At 56.4% G+C, this 18,009-nt stretch carries 13 protein-coding genes and 1 riboswitch; of the genes, 6 read left to right on the top strand and 7 right to left on the bottom strand.

Going from position 1 to position 18,009, the window contains the following annotated elements:
• Window positions 1-379 precede the first annotated feature (379 nt).
• On the top strand, window positions 380-790 hold the full coding sequence (locus VKV18_RS01210) for a DUF302 domain-containing protein (RefSeq protein ID WP_324202407.1): 411 nt from the start codon (window positions 380-382) through the stop codon (window positions 788-790).
• A gap of 44 nt (window positions 791-834) precedes the next feature.
• Here VKV18_RS01210 and selA read toward each other — a convergent pair whose 3' ends face one another.
• Window positions 835-2,274 carry an L-seryl-tRNA(Sec) selenium transferase gene (gene selA / locus VKV18_RS01205; RefSeq protein ID WP_324202406.1) on the bottom strand — a complete coding sequence of 480 codons (1,440 nt, stop codon included), beginning with the start codon at window positions 2,272-2,274 and terminating at the stop codon, window positions 835-837.
• A 76-nt stretch (window positions 2,275-2,350) separates the two neighbouring features.
• Between selA and ligA the strand changes: the two genes are divergently transcribed.
• From ligA to VKV18_RS01190, 3 genes are all read left to right on the top strand, one after another.
• Complete coding sequence (gene ligA / locus VKV18_RS01200; protein ID WP_324202405.1) at window positions 2,351-4,471, top strand: NAD-dependent DNA ligase LigA; 2,121 nt, start codon at window positions 2,351-2,353, stop codon at window positions 4,469-4,471.
• Window positions 4,472-4,547: 76 nt separating this feature from the next.
• Window positions 4,548-5,450 (top strand): sugar phosphate isomerase/epimerase family protein, encoded by a 903-nt coding sequence (locus VKV18_RS01195; protein ID WP_324202404.1) that lies wholly within the window; start codon window positions 4,548-4,550, stop codon window positions 5,448-5,450.
• 128 nt (window positions 5,451-5,578) lie between these two features.
• Window positions 5,579-7,330 (top strand): SurA N-terminal domain-containing protein, encoded by a 1,752-nt coding sequence (locus VKV18_RS01190; RefSeq protein WP_324202403.1) that lies wholly within the window; start codon window positions 5,579-5,581, stop codon window positions 7,328-7,330.
• Window positions 7,331-7,704: 374 nt separating this feature from the next.
• Here the strand turns inward: VKV18_RS01190 and VKV18_RS01185 are convergent, their stop codons facing one another.
• The 3 genes from VKV18_RS01185 to VKV18_RS01175 form a co-directional block, all read right to left on the bottom strand.
• Window positions 7,705-8,259, bottom strand: coding sequence for a hypothetical protein (locus tag VKV18_RS01185; protein ID WP_324202402.1), 555 nt, complete (start codon window positions 8,257-8,259; stop codon window positions 7,705-7,707).
• Between the two features lie 154 nt (window positions 8,260-8,413).
• The gene (gene polA / locus VKV18_RS01180) at window positions 8,414-11,194 is read right to left on the bottom strand and encodes a DNA polymerase I (protein WP_324202401.1); all 2,781 of its coding nucleotides are present in this window, start codon (window positions 11,192-11,194) and stop codon (window positions 8,414-8,416) included.
• Between the two features lie 30 nt (window positions 11,195-11,224).
• Entirely contained in the window at window positions 11,225-12,259 is a 1,035-nt protein-coding gene (locus VKV18_RS01175; RefSeq protein ID WP_324202400.1) for an adenosine deaminase, read from the bottom strand.
• 325 nt (window positions 12,260-12,584) lie between these two features.
• Between VKV18_RS01175 and VKV18_RS01170 the strand changes: the two genes are divergently transcribed.
• Window positions 12,585-13,595, top strand: a complete 1,011-nt coding sequence (locus tag VKV18_RS01170; RefSeq protein ID WP_324202399.1) for a Gfo/Idh/MocA family oxidoreductase — start codon at window positions 12,585-12,587, stop codon at window positions 13,593-13,595.
• 93 nt (window positions 13,596-13,688) lie between these two features.
• Here VKV18_RS01170 and purH read toward each other — a convergent pair whose 3' ends face one another.
• Window positions 13,689-15,290, bottom strand: a complete 1,602-nt coding sequence (gene purH / locus VKV18_RS01165) for a bifunctional phosphoribosylaminoimidazolecarboxamide formyltransferase/IMP cyclohydrolase (protein WP_324202398.1) — start codon at window positions 15,288-15,290, stop codon at window positions 13,689-13,691.
• A gap of 82 nt (window positions 15,291-15,372) precedes the next feature.
• Window positions 15,373-15,457: riboswitch (ZMP/ZTP riboswitch) on the bottom strand.
• Between the two features lie 131 nt (window positions 15,458-15,588).
• Between purH and VKV18_RS01160 the strand changes: the two genes are divergently transcribed.
• The gene (locus VKV18_RS01160) at window positions 15,589-16,377 is read left to right on the top strand and encodes a sugar phosphate isomerase/epimerase (protein WP_324202397.1); all 789 of its coding nucleotides are present in this window, start codon (window positions 15,589-15,591) and stop codon (window positions 16,375-16,377) included.
• Here the strand turns inward: VKV18_RS01160 and fmt are convergent.
• Both fmt and def read right to left on the bottom strand, forming a co-directional pair.
• On the bottom strand, window positions 16,357-17,328 hold the full coding sequence (gene fmt / locus VKV18_RS01155) for a methionyl-tRNA formyltransferase (protein WP_324202396.1): 972 nt from the start codon (window positions 17,326-17,328) through the stop codon (window positions 16,357-16,359). The two genes, VKV18_RS01160 and fmt, sit on opposite strands and share 21 nt — an antisense overlap.
• 56 nt (window positions 17,329-17,384) lie before the next feature.
• Window positions 17,385-17,972 carry a peptide deformylase gene (gene def / locus VKV18_RS01150; protein ID WP_324202395.1) on the bottom strand — a complete coding sequence of 196 codons (588 nt, stop codon included), beginning with the start codon at window positions 17,970-17,972 and terminating at the stop codon, window positions 17,385-17,387.
• Window positions 17,973-18,009 lie beyond the last annotated feature (37 nt).

Here is an 18,009-nt window from a genome sequence, read left to right as displayed (position 1 = left end):
AAGTGCCTTCTGCGTAAGGCTATCCGTCAGCAGCTTAATGAGATAAGGCGGAGGTAAACTCAACGCGGAGGTGCACAGCGTCAAGACGACGATCAACAAAATCAACCGCCAATAGACGCGCACCTCTTTCAAAAAACGTATAAAATTTTGCATGCCCGTTCTTGTTCGATTTTGGAATCGGCCTCGGTTAAAGCCGCTTACTACCAATATCGGGAAAATGCATTTTTTATTCTACCGCACAAACCTTCATTATGGTTTCCTTTCGCAGCCTGTCCGCCGCAAAATGCTGAACCCCCTCAATCGCCGGTTTTAGCGATAACCTAGTCAAGGCCTCTATCGTATAAAAAGATAGCTATAAATCTATGTTTGGAGGAATTCAATGCAACAAGTCTGTCGCTACGGATTAGGCACCACGCTCTCTGCCTCCTTCGCCGATGCCTTGCGCCTCACCAAAGAGGCTTTCCAAAAACAGGGCTTTGGCACCCTCTCCGAAATAGATGTCCAAAAAGCGCTCCAGGAGAAACTTGGGCTTCACCGTGAACCCTATACCATTCTCGGCATGTGCAACCCACACCTCGCCTCGCAAGCGATTGAAGCGGAACCCCATGTCGGCCTGCTGCTGCCTTGCAATGTGCTGGTGGCACAGCGCGGCGCGAACGTCGAGGTCTCCGCACAAGACCCACGCGAGATGGTCGAGATCACACAGAACCCGAATCTCAAGCCTATCGCCGAAGAGGCCTATCAGCGCATCGTGGCCGCCCTCACCCAGCTGGGTTCTTATTCACCATAAGGAGGCCGCGGGTTCCAGAAGCCGACACGCGGTCTCTAACGCCTTCAGAGAAGCGTGCGTACCGTATCGGCGATCAGCTGAATCTCCTCCGATTCCAACGTGCGTGGGTCGAAAAGCACCCAATCGTCTTGAACCCGTGTGAAGACCGGTGTTGGGGCGAGGCGGAGGCGTCTTGCAATGGTCTCTGAGGAAAGTCCACCATCGGCACTCTGCAATGCCACACAAAACGTATCGAGCCGCTCCTCCGGCAGAGAGCCGCCTCCGACCTCCGAGTAGTCGCGACGGTATTCGATCCGAAAGCGCTCCTTAGGCAGCACCCGATGCAGAGCGCGATGGAGCCGTCTTGCTAGACGGACGATCTCTGGCATCGAGCGATGGAAATAGCGCAATGTAGGAATAGCCTGTAGCGCCTGCTCCCGATCACGATAGAGCCTCAGGGTGGCCTCCAAAGCCGCCAAAGTTAATTTATCAACTCTAAGCGCTCTCGCCAGCGGATGTTTCGCGATCCGCTCGATGTATCTACGTTTTCCCAAAATGAGGCCGGCCTGCGGGCCGCCCAACAGTTTATCTCCACTCGCCGTCACCACATCCGCCCCTGCTCGCACGCTATCGAGCACCGTGCCTTTGCCCTTCACGAAGTTCAATAACGCGCCACTGCCTTGGTCATCCATCACCGGTATGTCGTGGCTGTTGCCTAAAGCCACCAAATCCTCTAGGGGAACCGTCTCGGTAAACCCGATAATGGCAAAGTTGGAGGGACGGCATCGCAAAATAAGCCCAGTGCGTTCGGTGATGGCCTGCATATAGTCCGAAAGTCGAGTGCGATTTGTGGTGCCCACCTCCACCAACAATGCGCCGGAGGCCCGTACAATGTCGGGCATGCGAAAACTTCCGCCTATCTCCACCAGCTCCCCACGCGATAGAACGACCTCTCGTCCCGCCGCAAGCACGGTAACTGCCAGAAAAACCGCCCCGGCGCAGTTGTTCACCACATAGGCATCTTCAGCACCTGTCAGCTCGCAAAGCAGAGAGCGCACGTGGTCTTGGCGCGATCCGCGACGCCCGCTCTCTCTGTCTATTTCCAAAGTGCAGTGTCCTTTCGCCACCGCCCACAACGCCTCGGCGGCCTCGTCGGCCAACCGTGCCCTCCCTAGCCCTGTATGGAGGATCACGCCCGTGGCGTTGATAGCTCTGCAGAGCGAGGGTTGCATACGACGTTGTGTCTCCGCTATCACCTCCCTCACGATGTCGGCGTAGTTTGGCGTAGAGCAATCTGACCTGGTCTGCAGCTCCTCGCGTATCTGCTGCAACACATGCCGGATAGCCTGCACCAGCACGGTCTGAGGGATGTTCTCCGCCAGTCGGCGTATTTCAGGGTTCGCCAACAGACGGCTCACCGAGGGCAGAGAACGAAGTTTCTCTGCAAGCCCGTGGGCCTCTTGAGCGTCTTCATTACCGGCCGAATTGTGTTTCTTGTCCGCCATTTTGGTATAACTTTACCCGACAGATGTCATCTCGAAGCAAAGCGAGAGAACCTAATTTCCTTTGAGGTTTCTATCCATGCCCGAACCCCAGTCTTCACAACCGACCGAAGCCATCCGCCGCCGTGTACAGGAGCTGCGCGAGCAGATAGAGCGGGCGAACTATCGCTACTATGTGCTCGATGACCCCGAAATAACCGACGCAGAGTACGACGCCCTGCTGCGTGAGCTAAAAGAGTTAGAGGAGCGTTACCCGGAACTGAGAACTCCCGATTCGCCTACGCAAAGGGTGGGAGCCGAGCCGGCCGTAACAACCTTCGCTCCATTTCCCCATCGCGCTCCCATGCTCTCTCTCGATAATGCCTTTTCTTACGAAGAGCTACGCGCCTGGGAAGACCGCAATCGCCGTCTGCTTGGCGCCTCCCCGGAGACGCGTTTTGAGTATGTTTGTGAGTTGAAAATAGACGGACTCTCTATCTCTTTAATCTACGAAAACGGACGGTTTGTTAAAGGAGGCACCCGTGGCAATGGGGTTGTCGGCGAGGACGTTACCCTCAACTTGCTCACCATTCCGTCGCTTCCAAAACAACTGCGGCCTATCTCCAAAACATCCGAGCAGAAGGGCCTAACGACCTCGCAGCTACAGCCCACATTGAACTTCACCTCCGATTCACAACAGGCCGACTTCCCCACCTTCATCGAGATACGAGGCGAGGTCTTTCTCACCCATCAGGAGTTCCGGCGCATCAACGAGGAGCTAGAGGAGCGCGGAGAGCGAACCTTTGCCAACTGTAGAAACGCGGCCGCCGGCTCGGTGCGTCAAAAAGACCCGCGCATTACCGCGACTCGAAAACTCGATCTCTTGGTTTACGCGGTTGGGCACTATGAGGGCTGGGAGTTTCAAAGCCAATACGAACTGTTACAGACCTATCAGGCGTGGGGGCTGCCAACAAACCCCAATATTCGCCTGTGCGCTACGATAGAAGAGGCTATTACTTTTTGTGAAGAGTGGGCCACCCGTAAAGAAGAGCTTCCCTACGATATTGATGGCGTGGTGATTAAGGTCAATTCGTTTGCCCTCCAGCGCGAGCTAGGCCAAGTGAGTCGCTCGCCACGATGGGCTATCGCCTACAAATATCCGGCGGTTCAGGCTCGCACAAAGGTTCTAGCCATCGAAGTCCAGGTGGGGAGAACCGGCGCGTTAACCCCTGTCGCCCATCTCGAACCCGTTCCCCTTGCAGGGGTCATCGTGGCCCGTGCCACCCTGCATAACGAGGATGAGATACGCCGTAAAGACGTGCGCATCGGCGATACGGTCATCATCCAACGGGCAGGAGAGGTGATTCCGGAAATCGTGGAGGTTGTCACCGCCGAACGCGATGGAGATGAGATCGTCTTCCAAATGCCCACCCACTGCCCTGTTTGCGGTACGCCTGTCGAACGACCTCAAGGCGAGGCCATCGCGCGATGCCCCAACCCCCTCTGCCCGGCGCGTGTCCAACAGACCATCGAGCACTTCGTTTCTCGTAACGCCATGAACATCGAGGGACTTGGAGAGAAGCACATCGCCCAACTCATTCAGAAGGGGCTTATCAAAGACCCTGCCGACCTCTACTATCTCACGAAAGAGCAACTTCTTCCTCTGGAACGTATGGGAGATAAATTGGCCGAAAAGATTTTGGCCAACATCGCCGCCAGTCGAAGGCGTCCTTTAGCCAACCTTATCTACGCCCTAGGAATACGCCATGTGGGCGAACACGTGGCCGCCGTGCTTGCAGACCATTTCGGCTCCCTAGAACGTCTCCAAGAGGCTTCGGTGGAGGAGCTGGCCCAAATCTACGAGATCGGGCCTGCCACCGCAGAAAGCATCGCCGCTTGGTTTGCCGATCCACAAAACCGTCAGATGCTCGAAAAGCTCAAGCGTGCCGGGGTACAGCCGATGGCGCAAGGCAGCGCCCCCATCTCCGATGCGCTCAAAGGCAAAACCTTTGTCTTTACCGGCGCGCTTACACATATGACCCGTGAAGAGGCGGAGGCTGCCGTGCGCCGCTTGGGAGGGCGCGCGGCTAGCAGCGTGAGCCGTCAGACCTCTTATGTGGTTGTTGGAGAAAACCCCGGAAGCAAACTTACCAAAGCACAGCAACTCGGCATTCCCATCCTCACGGAAGCCGAGTTTCTCGAGCTACTCGAGGCGACCTGATGGACGCTCTACGACCACCCCTTGACAAAGCAGGCCAACCGTTGTAAACTTCAGCCTAACGCTAATGCCCAACGAGGTGCCCAAAAAAAGAACCATGCATCTTTCTGCCATCACCGATGAAATATCACAGGATTTCGAGCATGCGCTCGATGTCCTTCTGGAGTACGGCGCGGAAGGCGCCGAACTGCGTGGGCTATGGAATGTGAATATCGCCGATCTCAGCGACGAGCAGGCCCAAAAGGCCAAAAAAGCGCTTCAGGCTCGCGGCCTTAAAGTTGCCGCCCTCGCGACCCCCTTTTTTAAATGCGACCTCGAGCCCGCCGCCGGGGCGGAAGCTGCAGGCCCTCTGCATCTTGCCCCTCCGCGCGATTTCGCCCAGCAGATGCAGATTCTAGAACGATGCGCCCGCTTAGCCCACCTCTTTGAAACCCCCTATCTGCGCGTTTTTACCTTCTGGAAACGCGGCCCCTACACGGACGAGGTTGAAGATCGCATCGCGAACGCCTTTGAGCAGCCGTTGCAACTGGCCCAACGCGAGGGTTTAACGCTGGTGTTAGAAAACGAACATGCCTGCTATGTCGGCACCGGCGCCGAGGCAGCCCACCTGGCCGCTCGAATAAACCACTCTCATTTTCGCATATGTTGGGACCCAGGTAATGCCTTCGCCGGCGGAGAACGCCCCTATCCCGATGGCTATGAGGCGGTGCGCCCGTGGATAGCCCATATGCACGTAAAGGATGCCCGCATGGTATCAACCGAGCATCATGGCCTCCAGCCGCGCTGGTGTGTTATGGGGCAAGGGGAAATTGACTACGACGGCCAGTTTGCGGCGCTCCGTCGGGATGGCTACCAGGGCTTCGTCTCCCTAGAAACCCATTTCGTTCCCGAAACCGGCACCGGCCCCGACGGCAAGGGCACCCATGAAGATGGCTCTCGTGCCTGTCTGGAATATCTCCGCCGCTATTTTCACGTATCCTAAAAAAGACTCGTGATGGGATGGATCCGTTTGAACTTGAAGAAAAAATGGCCACCTATCCGCTTTGGGGTAGGATACACGTTGGTTCAGAAATCTAGCTTTTCGGTGCTCTTGGAGGACACAAACTTTTCATGAAAATCTTCTCTCTTACCAACTTTCGAAGGTTAACAAAAAACACAAACTGGTGTTGCGCCCTCTTCTTCGCCATTCTGTTGGGCTTCGGATTCGCCTGGAACCAGCTCGTTGGGGTGGGACGAGGTGGTGGGCCTACCGCCACAAACAGCCTCGACCGCACCGTGCTCAAAATTGATGGCGTTCCGGTTTCGCAACTCGAATACGAACGCGCGGTTCAGGCGCAGGGCCAGGCAGTAGCTCCCGGCCCCCCCTTCGTACAGGCCCAAACGGCCGCCATTGCCCAGCTGGTGCAGAATACAGCCCTACAGGAGCTGGCCAAAAAATACCATGTACAGGTGACCTCTACCGACGTAGATCGTTATATTGACCAACTGCGCGTGGAGGCCGGCCAGCAAAAAGCCTCCGACTCGGCTTGGGAAAACTTCGTGGAACAGAACATGGGCATGACGCTTGCCGACCTGCGTCGCCAGCTAGCAAAAAGCCCCCAGCTTCTCGCTCAAGCCCTCATCGCCTACTTCAAACGACAACAGCACATCACTCCACAAGATGCACAAAACCAGTATGCCCAGGTGAATCTCCTTACCGTCTTCGTGCCGATTGGGAACTCGCCACTCTCTCCGGTAAAGCCCGGTCAAAAACCGCTTACCGATGCGGAAGCCCAAAAGTTGGCCAACGAACTGCTGGCCAAAGCCAAAGCCGGTGCCGATCAGAAAGCCCTCGCCAAAACCGACCCACGTGTACGGGTGGTTCAAACGGGTTTTCGTTCGGAGTACTCGCAAGTGCCCGGTATGATGAGCGATAATAGTCCCTTCGGGGTTTTAGGCTACGGCAAGGATTTCGATGCCGCCGTTCACGCCACACCGGTCAACGGCTTTACCCCTATCGTCAAAACGAATGGTCTGTTTTCCGGCTATATCTTTGCCAAGGTGCTCGCTCGGAAAATCGCGCTACCTAAAAACTTCAATGCCCGCCAGGCCGTGGCCGATCTGCAAACCCAAAAAGCCCAGCAACAACTGCAAACCGAGTTGTTGCAGCTCATCAATAACGCCAAGATTCAGGTCGTAGACCCCGACAAGCAGCCCTATGTGGATGCCTATCTTTTGGAGCAACTGCAACAAAAGCAGATCATGGCGCAACTCGGTCAGCCCACTTCAGGCCCCGCCCCCACCAAAGCGGAAATAGATGCGCTGCAGAATAAAGAGAACGCTGACTTTGAAGCGCTTTTAAAACACAACCCTAACGATCCTACAGCCGCCCTCATGGTCGCCCAAAACATCGAGCAGAACAAACTTTACGCCAAGGGGGTCACTCCGGCACAACAGCAGGCCTATCGGCAACAGCTCATTCAACTCTACCAAACCGCCTTAAACAACTACGAAGATCGAGACCTGCGCTTTAAGCTGGCCGATCTCTACGCTGCACAAAAGGATTTCACCGACGCACAAAAGCAGTACGAACTCATCGCCAAATATCTGGCGGAGGACCCACCCTACAACTCAACCACCGATCAGCAGTACATCGGATACTACCAGAGGTTGGCCAATGCCTTCTCCGCGCTCGGCCTGCCCGATGAGGCCAAGAAGATGCAGCAGCAACTTGCGCTGGTAAAGCAGCAATTGGCTAAGGATAAAGCGAAAGAGGCGGCTGCCAACAAAACTTCGTCGCCCCTGCAAGGCAGTGTTAGCCTCCCTCCTGGCGGTAAGGCCACCGTCCCGTTAAACACTGGTTCAACAGCATCAAAACCGTAGTCTTAACTGCGTGACAGGCAAATCGGGGCAAGAGGCATGGGAGGATCGGCAAAACCCGCCGATCCTCCGCACGCAAATGGGGCGACCCGCTGGGTCGCCCCTACACAATTTCCATCAGTAGGCCCTCCTTAAAAACAACCATAACAGCTCTCTCCACAATGCGGAAAACTCGTCGTTCTATCTATCGGCAATCTTCTCTATAAACCGCCGTTTGCTAAAACCGCCTACATTGTGCTCTGCGAAGACAGCAAAAAACAAACGGAGGCGAGCAAGATTTCGGTTCGCCTCTGCCAACTGGCTCTTGCAGCAAGAAGTTGCCTGCTAGCCCCTCTCTCCATTGAGGAGAAAAGAGAGCATAGGGTTTCTGTCTGAGCTTAGGCTTCTACCCGATGCCTTCGACGGTAGTTCCACACTCCACCGGCCGTTAACATGAGCAGCCCCAACCCCAACAGAGAGCTGACTTCAGGCGTAGATGCTTTGCCGCCTACCAGAACACTAAAGTTCTGGGTCACAGAGCTACTCGTTCCATTGTCGGTGAAGTTTATCGTGTACGACCCGGTGTAAAGTGTGCCGGGCGTATAGTTGGAGGGCACAAACACATCAAACAGATCGCCCGTCCAGCTATCTCCACTCTGACCGGATGGACTTAAGGTAGGCGGAGTTTTAACGAAGTTGTCGGTGAAATCACTTGCAGCATTGGGGTCGGTGTAGGTGAAAGAGTCGCTGTCCAGACTAATGCTGTTGTTAGGGTCTGTGTTCGTTAACGTGGCGATGAAATTAAATGTGCTGCCCGGGCTCACGGTTGGGTTGGGGTTTTGGAGGGTAAAGCTTAACTGCGCGTTGCTCACACTTCCCCCCAACAGCCAAAATCCACCTGCTGCCACCACCGTAGCAAGGACAGAACGCACCGTAGCATGAAATCGTCGCATAGTCCTTCTCCTTGTTGTTTGTTATAGAACTTGCCTCTCGCAAACCTGCTTGCCAGGCTCTCGATCAATTATAATGCAATTTCCGTGCCAAATCCGCATTTCTATGGGCTTTTTTGGAAAAATTTTTAAAAATGACTCCCCGGGGGCGAAAAAGCTATCGCTTTTGTGAGAGAAACGCCACACTCTCCATATTCGCCCAGTCCAAACCCACCTTGGCGTCCACTTTCAGAGGCACTTTAAGCGGATAGGCCTCCTGCATTAAAGGAACGATCTCGGCAACACATGCTTCGATCTCATCCTCCTTCACTTCAAACAGCAGCTCGTCGTGTACCTGCAGCAGGAGGCTACAGTCCTTGCGATCGGCAACATGGTGGTACACACGGATCATGGCCAGCTTCATGATGTCGGCTGCCGTGCCCTGTATAGGCATGTTGATGGCCGCCCGTTCCGCCGCTTGACGCACCTGATGGTTGCCGCTATGCAGATCGGGCAGATAGCGCCGCCGGCCGAAAAGCGTTTGCACCCAGCCTTGCCGATGAGCCAGCTCTTTTATCTCCTCAATATAGCGCTTTACCCCCGGAAGCCGCGCGAAATAGGCCTGAATCCACTCATGCGCCACACCTGTCTCCACACCTAAAGTGGTGGCAAGCGAAAACGCGCTCTGGCCGTAGATCACGGCGAAGTTGATGGTCTTGGCAAGCCGCCTCTGCTCCGGCGTCACTTGGGACACATCTACTCCGAAAACGGTGGCGGCCGTAGCCGCATGAATGTCTTCATCGTTCAAAAAAGCCTGTATCAACGTGGGATCATCGGAAACGTGGGCCAACACCCGTAGCTCGATCTGAGAATAGTCGCAAGAAAGCAGCTTATAGCCTTTGGGGGCGATGAAAGCGCGACGAATTTGTCGCCCTACCTCCGAACGAATCGGGATGTTTTGCAGGTTCGGGTCGGAAGAGCTAAGCCGGCCTGTACTTGCTACCGTCTGGTTAAGGCTGGTATGGACTCGGTGAGTGTCCGGCCGCACAAGCCGCACCAAGGCATCGGCGTAGGTGGCCTTCAGTTTGGCCATCTCTCGATACTCCAATATCTTTCGGGCGATCTCATAGCGCGGGGCGAGCTGCTCGAGCAGATCGGCTCCGGTAGAATAGCCCGTCTTTGTTTTCTTACCACGCGGCAACTGTAGCTTATCGAAAAGCACCTCCTGCAGCTGCTTTGGCGAGCCGATGTTAAACTCCATACCGGCCAACTCATAGATTTCAGATGCAATTTTTGCGATCTGTTCCGCCATCTTTTGGCTTAGAACGGAAAGATAGTCAACATCCACCAACAGGCCATGCTGCTCGATGGCGGCCAGAACCGGCACGAGGGGCATCTCGATTTCATAGAAAACGCGCGTCATGCCGTTGGCCTCCAACTGCCTCTCGAGCGGCTCTTCCAAAGCTAAAATCGCCCCAGACTCGACCATGAGACGTTCTGCCGGTTCGAAGGCGTCCTCCACCTCGAGACGACGGCGCAGATGGGCTTCCGCGATGTCCATCAGCGGGTAGGCGCTGCGCCCCGCATCTAGGAGATAGGCGGCGATCTGCACATCGAAGTCGAACGGCAAGGGGCGAAAGCCATGACGCTGCAATACAATGAGCGCCTGCTTCGCCTGATAGGTCAGTCGCCGTATCCCCGATGCGTTAAACAGAGGCTCTAGCTCCTGTACAGAGGCCACATAGCCGGTCTTTCGAACGCTCGTCTCTTCCCCGTCCCCTTCGGTAAAAGACCAAAGCCCCCCTATCGCTTTCGGCTCTTGAACGGCCACATAGTAGCTGCTCGGCTCAGGACTGCCGCTACTCCCCTCCGCCTCCTCAACAGCAAAAGCCACTCCACGCAGCTTGGCGTCGAGCGGGGATTCCCCCTCCAGCTCAAGTCGGATGGCAACACGCCCTTTGGTTTTGACCCTCTCTAAAGCCTGTTGGAGCGTAGCCGCGTCTCTTATGGGGCGATAGGCCACCTCGAACCGCGCTTCCGGTGCCTCCTCTTCGCGTGCTGCCAGCGGCGAACTCGGCTGTGGGATTCGCGCTAACAACGAACGAAACTCCAGATCGCGAAAAATGGCGCGCACCCGTTGCCAATCCGCCTCGCTAGGTGAATAGGGCACAATTTCAACATCCAGCGGAACATCGCAGACGATGGTCGCCAGGCGTTTGGAAAAGAGCGCCTGCTCTTTGCCCTCCTTCAACGCCTGCTGGATGCGGGGCGGTGTAACCTCATCGAGATGCTCCAAGAGGTTTTCAAGCGTTCCGAACTGTTGCAGCAGTTTCGCGGCGGTTTTCTCGCCGATGCCGGGCACCCCCGGTATATTGTCGGAGGCATCGCCGGTGAGGGCTTTAAAATCGGGTATCTGTTCGGGCCATACCCCATACCGATCATAGACTGCCTGACGGTTATAGGCTTTTCTTTCAGAAACCCCTCTTTGGGTGATCTCCACGATCACACGTTCGTCCTCTACAAGCTGCAGCTGATCCGAGTCGCCGGTAATCACGATCACTCTATAGCCTTCCGCTTTGCCCTTGTGCGCCAAGGTGCCGATGATGTCGTCGGCCTCATAGCCGGCAAGTTCTACGCAGGGGATACCGAAAGCGCTCACCAACTCCCTTGCAATCGGCATCTGCTCTTTCAACTCCGGTGCGGCAGAAGGACGATGGGCTTTATAATCTACAAACTCCTGTTCGCGAAAAGTGGGAGCATGAGCGTCCCAGCACACCATGATGGCGTCGGGCTTATCCGTTTGCAGCACCGACAGCAGCATATTAGCCAGGCCGTACAGCGCGCCGGTCGGTCGCTTATCGCTTGTGGTAAGCGCTTGACCGGCAAAAAAAGCCCGAAACAAGAGGCTATAGCCGTCTATGAGGATCAGTTTTCGTGTCACCCCGTTTTCACTTTCCATTGTGTTCTCCTAGCTAGGCGCCTCGTTATATCACGCTCCTCGCGCAAGGCGAGCGGAGCCTGTGATGTTGGCGATGAGGCTATCCGGCGAATCGGCATGGGGCCAGGCGAAAGCATGACGATAGGCCGCTTGCTGACACCGTCGAAGCTGATCGAAATTGATGATGTCAAGGGTCAAAAGGTTTTCGTACTCGAACGGCAGTCGCACATTGTGCAGGCCGGGATTGTCGGTACAGATAACGACATCCACCCCGGCCCTCTCGCAACGCTCGAACACCTCACGCAGCGCCTCCAGCGATTGCATGGTGCCTGTGCGGAGATAGGAGGTTGGACAAACCTCTAAACACTGCCCTCGCGCGGCAATGGCCTCTAAAAGTTCTGGTTGCCGCAAAGGAATCTGAATGCCGTGTCCGATGCGGTCTACATAGGGCAACAACTCCGGGTAGAGGCCGTTGGGCGTCTCGAAAAGGTGGCAAGTGGTTTTCAGGCCGAAAGAACGTGCGTAGGCGAAAAGGTCCATCCACTCCTGCAGGCGCCCCGCGTAGAGCGTATCCGGCCCGGCCAGGTCTACCCCACATACGCACTCCGGTTCCGATGCCGCCAAATCCACAATCGCTCGATTGATGGAGTAGGGTAAACGGCTGTGCATACACAAAATCTGCCGCAAGATCAGCGGATATTCGGACGATTCTGCCGCCTGATGCACCGTGCGGACGACTTCACGCATCTGCAAAAGGCGTTCGGCTTCTGAAAGCGTGGGGTCGGTTCGATAAAACGGCGTGTAGCGCAGCTCCATGTAGAGAATGCCCTCAAAAACGTAGGCCCCTCGCACAAGCTTGGAAATAAAATAGGGCAGATTCTCCAACGTCTGCACCTGCTCGACCATGGTATGAAGTTCAAGAAACTCGGTTAGCGTGGCGCGCGGGCGCGTTACGAAACGCTCAAAGCTTTCGTAGTCAGGGTAGTGCGCAGCGAGAGGATGGTTGTGCCGATGAAGAAAGCGCCAAAAGATGCGCGGTACGACGGCACCTCCTAAATGACGATGAAGTTCGGCATAAAGCGGCATCGTTGGCCGGAGAGCATCCTTTCTATTTCGAGCGACAGAAACGCCATTTTCGCCTATTTTACCTTAATTTATCCGTACGAAACGGGCAGTGGTTCCCTTCGCCGGTTGGGCTTCCGTCCCCCGTTCCTGCCTTCCCAGCCGGAGCAGGACGATGAGGAGCTGGCCGCCATGCCCCTGATGCCAATGGGGAGGTGGCGCGTCTCACGCGGTTTCCTCTTTTCTCCGTGCCACCCTTTGCGCCTAGCGCGATTGTCGGGAAGCAGGAAATCGGCATCGGCTTCTCTAAATTAGCGATAGTCTAACACGAAAGGATCAGAGTGAGGGCATGTTTCGAGTAGCACTTGTCGGTGCCGGTGGCATGGCCAGCATGCACGCAAACTGTTATGCCAATATCCCAAACGCCACGCTCGTGGGCGTGATGGATATTCGGGCAGAGGCCGCACAGGCACTCGCCGCCAAGCATGGAGCCAAAGCCTTTACCGATTTCGACGCGATGCTAAAGGAGCTTAAACCCGATGTGGTGGATGTTTGCTGCCCCACTCCCTGGCATTGTGACTACGTAGAGGCTGCTTGCCAACAAGCGCAAGCATTGGGCATTCGGGGCATCTCCACCGAAAAGCCCATGGGGCGTACCCTAGAAGAGTGCGATAGGATGATTGCCGCCTCGAAAGCGGCCGGCATCCCGCTTTTTGTGGCGCAGGTCGTTCGCTTCTTTCCAGAGTTCTCTCTGGCCAAACGCCAGATCGCCGCCGGCGCGGTGGGAACCCCGGCGTGCGTGCGCACACGTCGCGGAGGCCCCATGCCGCGCGCCTGGAACGATTGGTATGGTAATTTTGCTCTTAGCGGCGGGTGTGTGCTCGACCTGATTATCCACGATTTTGATTGGCTACGTTGGACATTCGGCGAGGTAGAACGAGTTTATGCTCGCGGCTTTGGAGGCGCCCAACTGCCCGACAGGGACTACGCGCTGGTAACCCTTCGCTTCAAAAACGGATGTATCGGCCACGTGGAAGGAACCTGGGCCGACCCAGGCGGCTTCAAGGTAGCCTTTGAAATAGCCGGCGACGCCGGCCTGCTAGAGTATAACCATAACCAGCCCGCCGGCGTGCCGCTTCGCATCGCTTTGGAGGGCGGCGACGGCCCTCGGGCAGGCGTCGCTGTGCCCGAAAGCCCCGTCGCCGTAAACCCCTATCAAGCCGAACTGGCGCATTTCCTCGACTGTCTAGAAAAGGGGATTCCCCCCTCCATCACCGCCGAGGATGGGAAAGAGGCCGTACGCATCGCTCTGGCCGCCCTTGAATCCATTCAGACCGACAAACCCATCTTTCTCCTCTAAGTTCCCTACAAAGCAACTTGCCTATCCGTCTCGTGAGGGGTAGCCTCCCCCACATACTTCCTTGTGCGCGGAGGCTACCTCGCATCGTGTGTGTTAGTGCAGAAAGTGGCGAACGCCGGTGAAGACCATGGCGATGCCATAACGGTTACACACATCTATGGTATCCTGGTCTTTTTTGCTGCCCCCTGGTTGAATAATGGCCGTGATGCCCGCCTCTGCAGCCGCTTCCGGCCCGTCGGGGAAGGGAAAGAACGCATCGGAGGCCATAACGGCGCCCTTCGCTTTCTCTCCGGCCTGTGCCACGGCCAAACGCACGGATTGAACTCGATTCATCTGACCGGCGCCAACTCCAATAACCTGACGGTCTTTCGTGAAAACAATGGCATTGCTCTTCACATGGCGCACCACCCGCCAGGCAAAAAGCAACTCTTGTATCTCTTCCTCTGTGGGTGCCCGTTCGGTCACCACCTTCAGATCGGCCGCGGTAACCACGATATGATCGGGCGTTTGGGCTAAAATGCCGCCCGTTACTCGTTTGAAGTCAAGACCGGTACCTATGGCCTTCTCACGCCAGCCCCTCAGATCGCCCACTTCCAAAAGGCGCAGATCGGCTCCCCATCCCTTTCGTTCTGTGAGAATGGGAATGGCCTCGGCCGTATATCCCGGGGCGATGATCGCCTCGAAGAAGGTGTTCTTGCCCGTGATCGCCTCGGCGGCCTCCTCATCCACCGGACGAGTCAGGGCCAAAATGCCCCCGAAAGCCGAAACCGGGTCGCCCTCACGCGCTCGTCGAAAGGCCTCGGCGGTTGTTCTACCTAAGGCCACTCCGCAGGGATTGGCATGTTTGATGATCACCGCGGCCGCCTCCGGCTCCTCACTGAACTCCTTCGCCGTCTCTAAAGCGGCATTCAGATCGTAGATGTTGTTGAACGAAAGCTCTTTGCCATGCAACTGCCTTGCATTGGCAACGCAAGGCTCTGTGATGCCATCAGCTACATAGAAAGCGGCCTTCTGATGAGGGTTTTCTCCGTAGCGACATTTTTGTGCCTGCCGATAGGCGATGGCAAAGGTGTCCGGCAACTCCTCCTCCACCTGGAAGCGAGCGCTTAGCCATGCGCTAATAAAGGAATCGTAGCGTGCCGTATGGGTGAAGGCGCGTGCAGCCAACTTCCTTCGCGTCGCCGGTGTGGTCTCTCCTCCGTTGGCTTTCATCTCCTCTAGCACCCAACCGTAGTCGCGCGGATCGGTCACCACGGTTACGGCAGCGTGATTCTTCGCCGCAGAGCGGATCATAGCCGGTCCACCGATGTCAATGTTCTCGATGGCCTCTTCCAGCGAAACCTCCGGCTTAGAAACCACCGCAACGAAGGGATAGAGATTCACGCACACCAGGTCTATCGGCTTGATGCCCTGTTCGGCGATAGCCTTCATATGCTCCGGTTTTGTGCGATCGGCCAGCAGCCCACCGTGCACTGCCGGATGGAGCGTTTTCACCCGCCCTTCCAACATTTCGGGAAAGTGGGTAATCTCGCTGATGTTAGTTACCGGCAGGCCGGCTTCCCTCAGGGCCGCAGCGGTGCCGCCGGTAGAGATCAGTTCATAGCCTAGCTCATGAAGCCCTTTTGCAAAAGGCACCAGCCCGCTTTTATCAGATACACTAAGCAAGGCTCTACGTAACGGTTGTGAATGAGCCATCCCTCTTGTTCTCCTTTCGTATTTGCATGAACCGTATTTCGCTTAAACCGCATATAAAAACCAAAACGCCCAGGCTCTCTGTGTTGAGCGCCCAGGCGTACGGCATTCTCCCCCACCGATGCTCCCTCAGAGTAAGCTCTCTGTAAACGCCAGTGGCATCGGTGTCTCAAGTTTTTCAGGCGCTACTATACTACCCTGCCATGTCCTAAAAATCAATAGACACGGTTTGCGGAACCGGCCATCCCAAATCGTAACGATGTGTGGGAAAATAGATAGAGTTTCTAACAGGGGGAAGAAAATGGCAGCCATCATTGCCGCCCAAATGTACACACTTCGCGAGTTCACCCGCACGCGCCATGGCCTGGAAGAGAGCCTAAAAAAACTCCATGACATCGGCTACCAGGCGGTACAACTCTCTGCTGTGGGCGCCATGGACGGTGAGGCTCCAGAGGTTACCGCGCAAGAGGCGCGTGAACTTTTAGATCGTTTTCAACTGCGATGCGTGGCAACACACCGGCCATGGCCGCGTCTGGCGGAACGGACCGAGGAAGAGATCGCCTTCCACAAAACTCTGGGCTGCGACTATGTAGCCATCGGCGGGTTGCCGGAGCGTTACGCCGAGCGCAAGGCAGAAGGATATCGCCAGTTTCTTAAAGACTCTGCGCCCATCATCGCCAAACTAAAAGAGGCCGGCATTCGGTTCGGCTACCACAACCACGCCCACGAGTTCCAGCGAATTGGCCCCGGTCGGCGCACTCTCTTCGACATCTTCATCCAAGAAGGCAGCCCCGATTTCACCCTAGAGATTGATGTCTATTGGGCTGTGCATGCCGGCGTAAACCCCGTGCGAATTTTTGAACAGTGCCCCGGTCGGGTGCCGGTGATCCACGTAAAAGATAAAGAGGTGGTTCCTGAAGGCCCGGTGATGGCCGCGGTGGGCGAAGGGAATCTGGATTGGGATGCGATTCTACCGGCCGCAGCACAGGCCGGCGTTGAGGTCTATGCCGTAGAGCAGGATGTTTGTCGGCGCGATCCGTTCGACTGTTTGCGCTCTAGCCTTCAGTTCCTAGCCGGTTATCGGCTGTAGCGGCTCAAAACAGTCCCCAGGCTTTAGGCGTACCCCCCGCGCCCAGGCCGCAGCATCCATGCGTCGCCCGCTCTCCGGCTGCACCTCCAAGAGGGCAAGAGAGGTGCCGCCACCGGCTGCCACCACCACACCGGGAGGCGACTTCTGAAATGCCACGACCGTGCCCTCCGGCGCCTCAAACCGTTGAGCCGAAGGCACCGCACGCCAAAGTTTTACTCGCCTACCCTGTATCGCGGCAAGGGCGCCCGGCGCGGGGTTCATGGCACGAATGCGATTGACAATGGCCTGCGCGCTCTCATTCCATCGAATAAGGGCGTCTTCCGGTTTGATGGGGGGCGCATAGCTCGCCTCGGCCTCATTCTGTTTTTGACGCACGATAGTCCCACGCTTCAACCCCTCCAGTGTCGCCACTAACAGGCGCGCCCCTATGTCGGCCAACTTCTTCGTGAGGGTGCCTGTGGTGTCCTCTGGATCAATAGGGCAGGCTTCCGCCAACAGAATATCGCCTGTGTCTAGCGTAGGTTCCATCCACATCGTCGTGACGCCCGTCACGCTCTCCCCGGCCATAATCGCGCGCTGAATGGGGGCTGCCCCGCGATATTTGGGCAATAACGAGCCATGAACGTTGATCGGCCCGAGAGGCGGCAGCTGCAAAAGCGCTTCGGGGATGATCTGCCCAAAGGCGGCGAGCGCGAGGACATCGGGGGCAAGTTGGCGCATCGTCTCAATGAACGATTCGGAGCGTACCCGGCGCGGCTGCATGATCGGCAGTCCCAGCCGAAGAGCCGCCTGTTTCACGGGTGAAGGCACCGGATGCAAACCCCGCCCTTTTGGCTTATCCGGTTGGGTGACAACGGCCAACACCTCGTGCCCTGCCGATACAAGCGCTTCAAGCGAAGGGACGGCGAACTCCGCCGTTCCAAAGAAGACCACTCGAAGTTTCTCCGACAAACTTAAGGCCTCTCTCCCTACTTACTACCTACGAACAAAGCCTCATCCATCAGGCGCTAAGGGCGCGAATCGGCGGCTCCGGCCACCTCTAATTCAGGCTCCTCCTCAATTACCCAAACCAACGTCTCCGGGTCGGCACGGTCTATAAACAGGATGCCATCAAGATGGTCTACCTCATGTTGGATAACACGTGCCTCTAGTTCCGACACTTTTTTCACCACCGGTCGCCCGCGTTCATCGAAGCCCTTCACTTTCACCTCGTTCGCCCGTGCGACAATGCCACGCAGCCCCGGAATGGAGAGGCAACCCTCCGGTGGCTCGACCTGTTCACCGGACATATGGACGATTTTAGGGTTGATTAGAACCTGCAATCCCTCCCCAACATCGTAGACGAGGATGCGTTGCGACACTCCAACCTGGGGCGCCGCCAACCCAAGCCCATCTGCATCGCGCATGATGGTCTCCATCCGCCTAATCAACTCCTGCGTCTCTTTGGTAAAACGTATAACCGGCTTGGCGACCGCCCGCAACACAGGGTCCCCCAACTTCACAATCTCCGGGTGCTGTTGCCAAAACTCCTCTAACTCCGGCGGCGGCTTAAGACTATCATCAAGACGCCCCAAAGCCTCTTTGTTCTCTTCCATCCTACCAACTCTCCCCCAAAACCATCCCTGCAATCCA

This window comes from Chthonomonas sp. (assembly GCF_035294505.1).
In the GTDB taxonomy this organism is placed as follows: domain Bacteria; phylum Armatimonadota; class Chthonomonadetes; order Chthonomonadales; family Chthonomonadaceae; genus Chthonomonas.
Note: the sequence above shows the minus strand (reverse complement) of the source record. Positions and strands in the feature narration are given on the sequence as shown.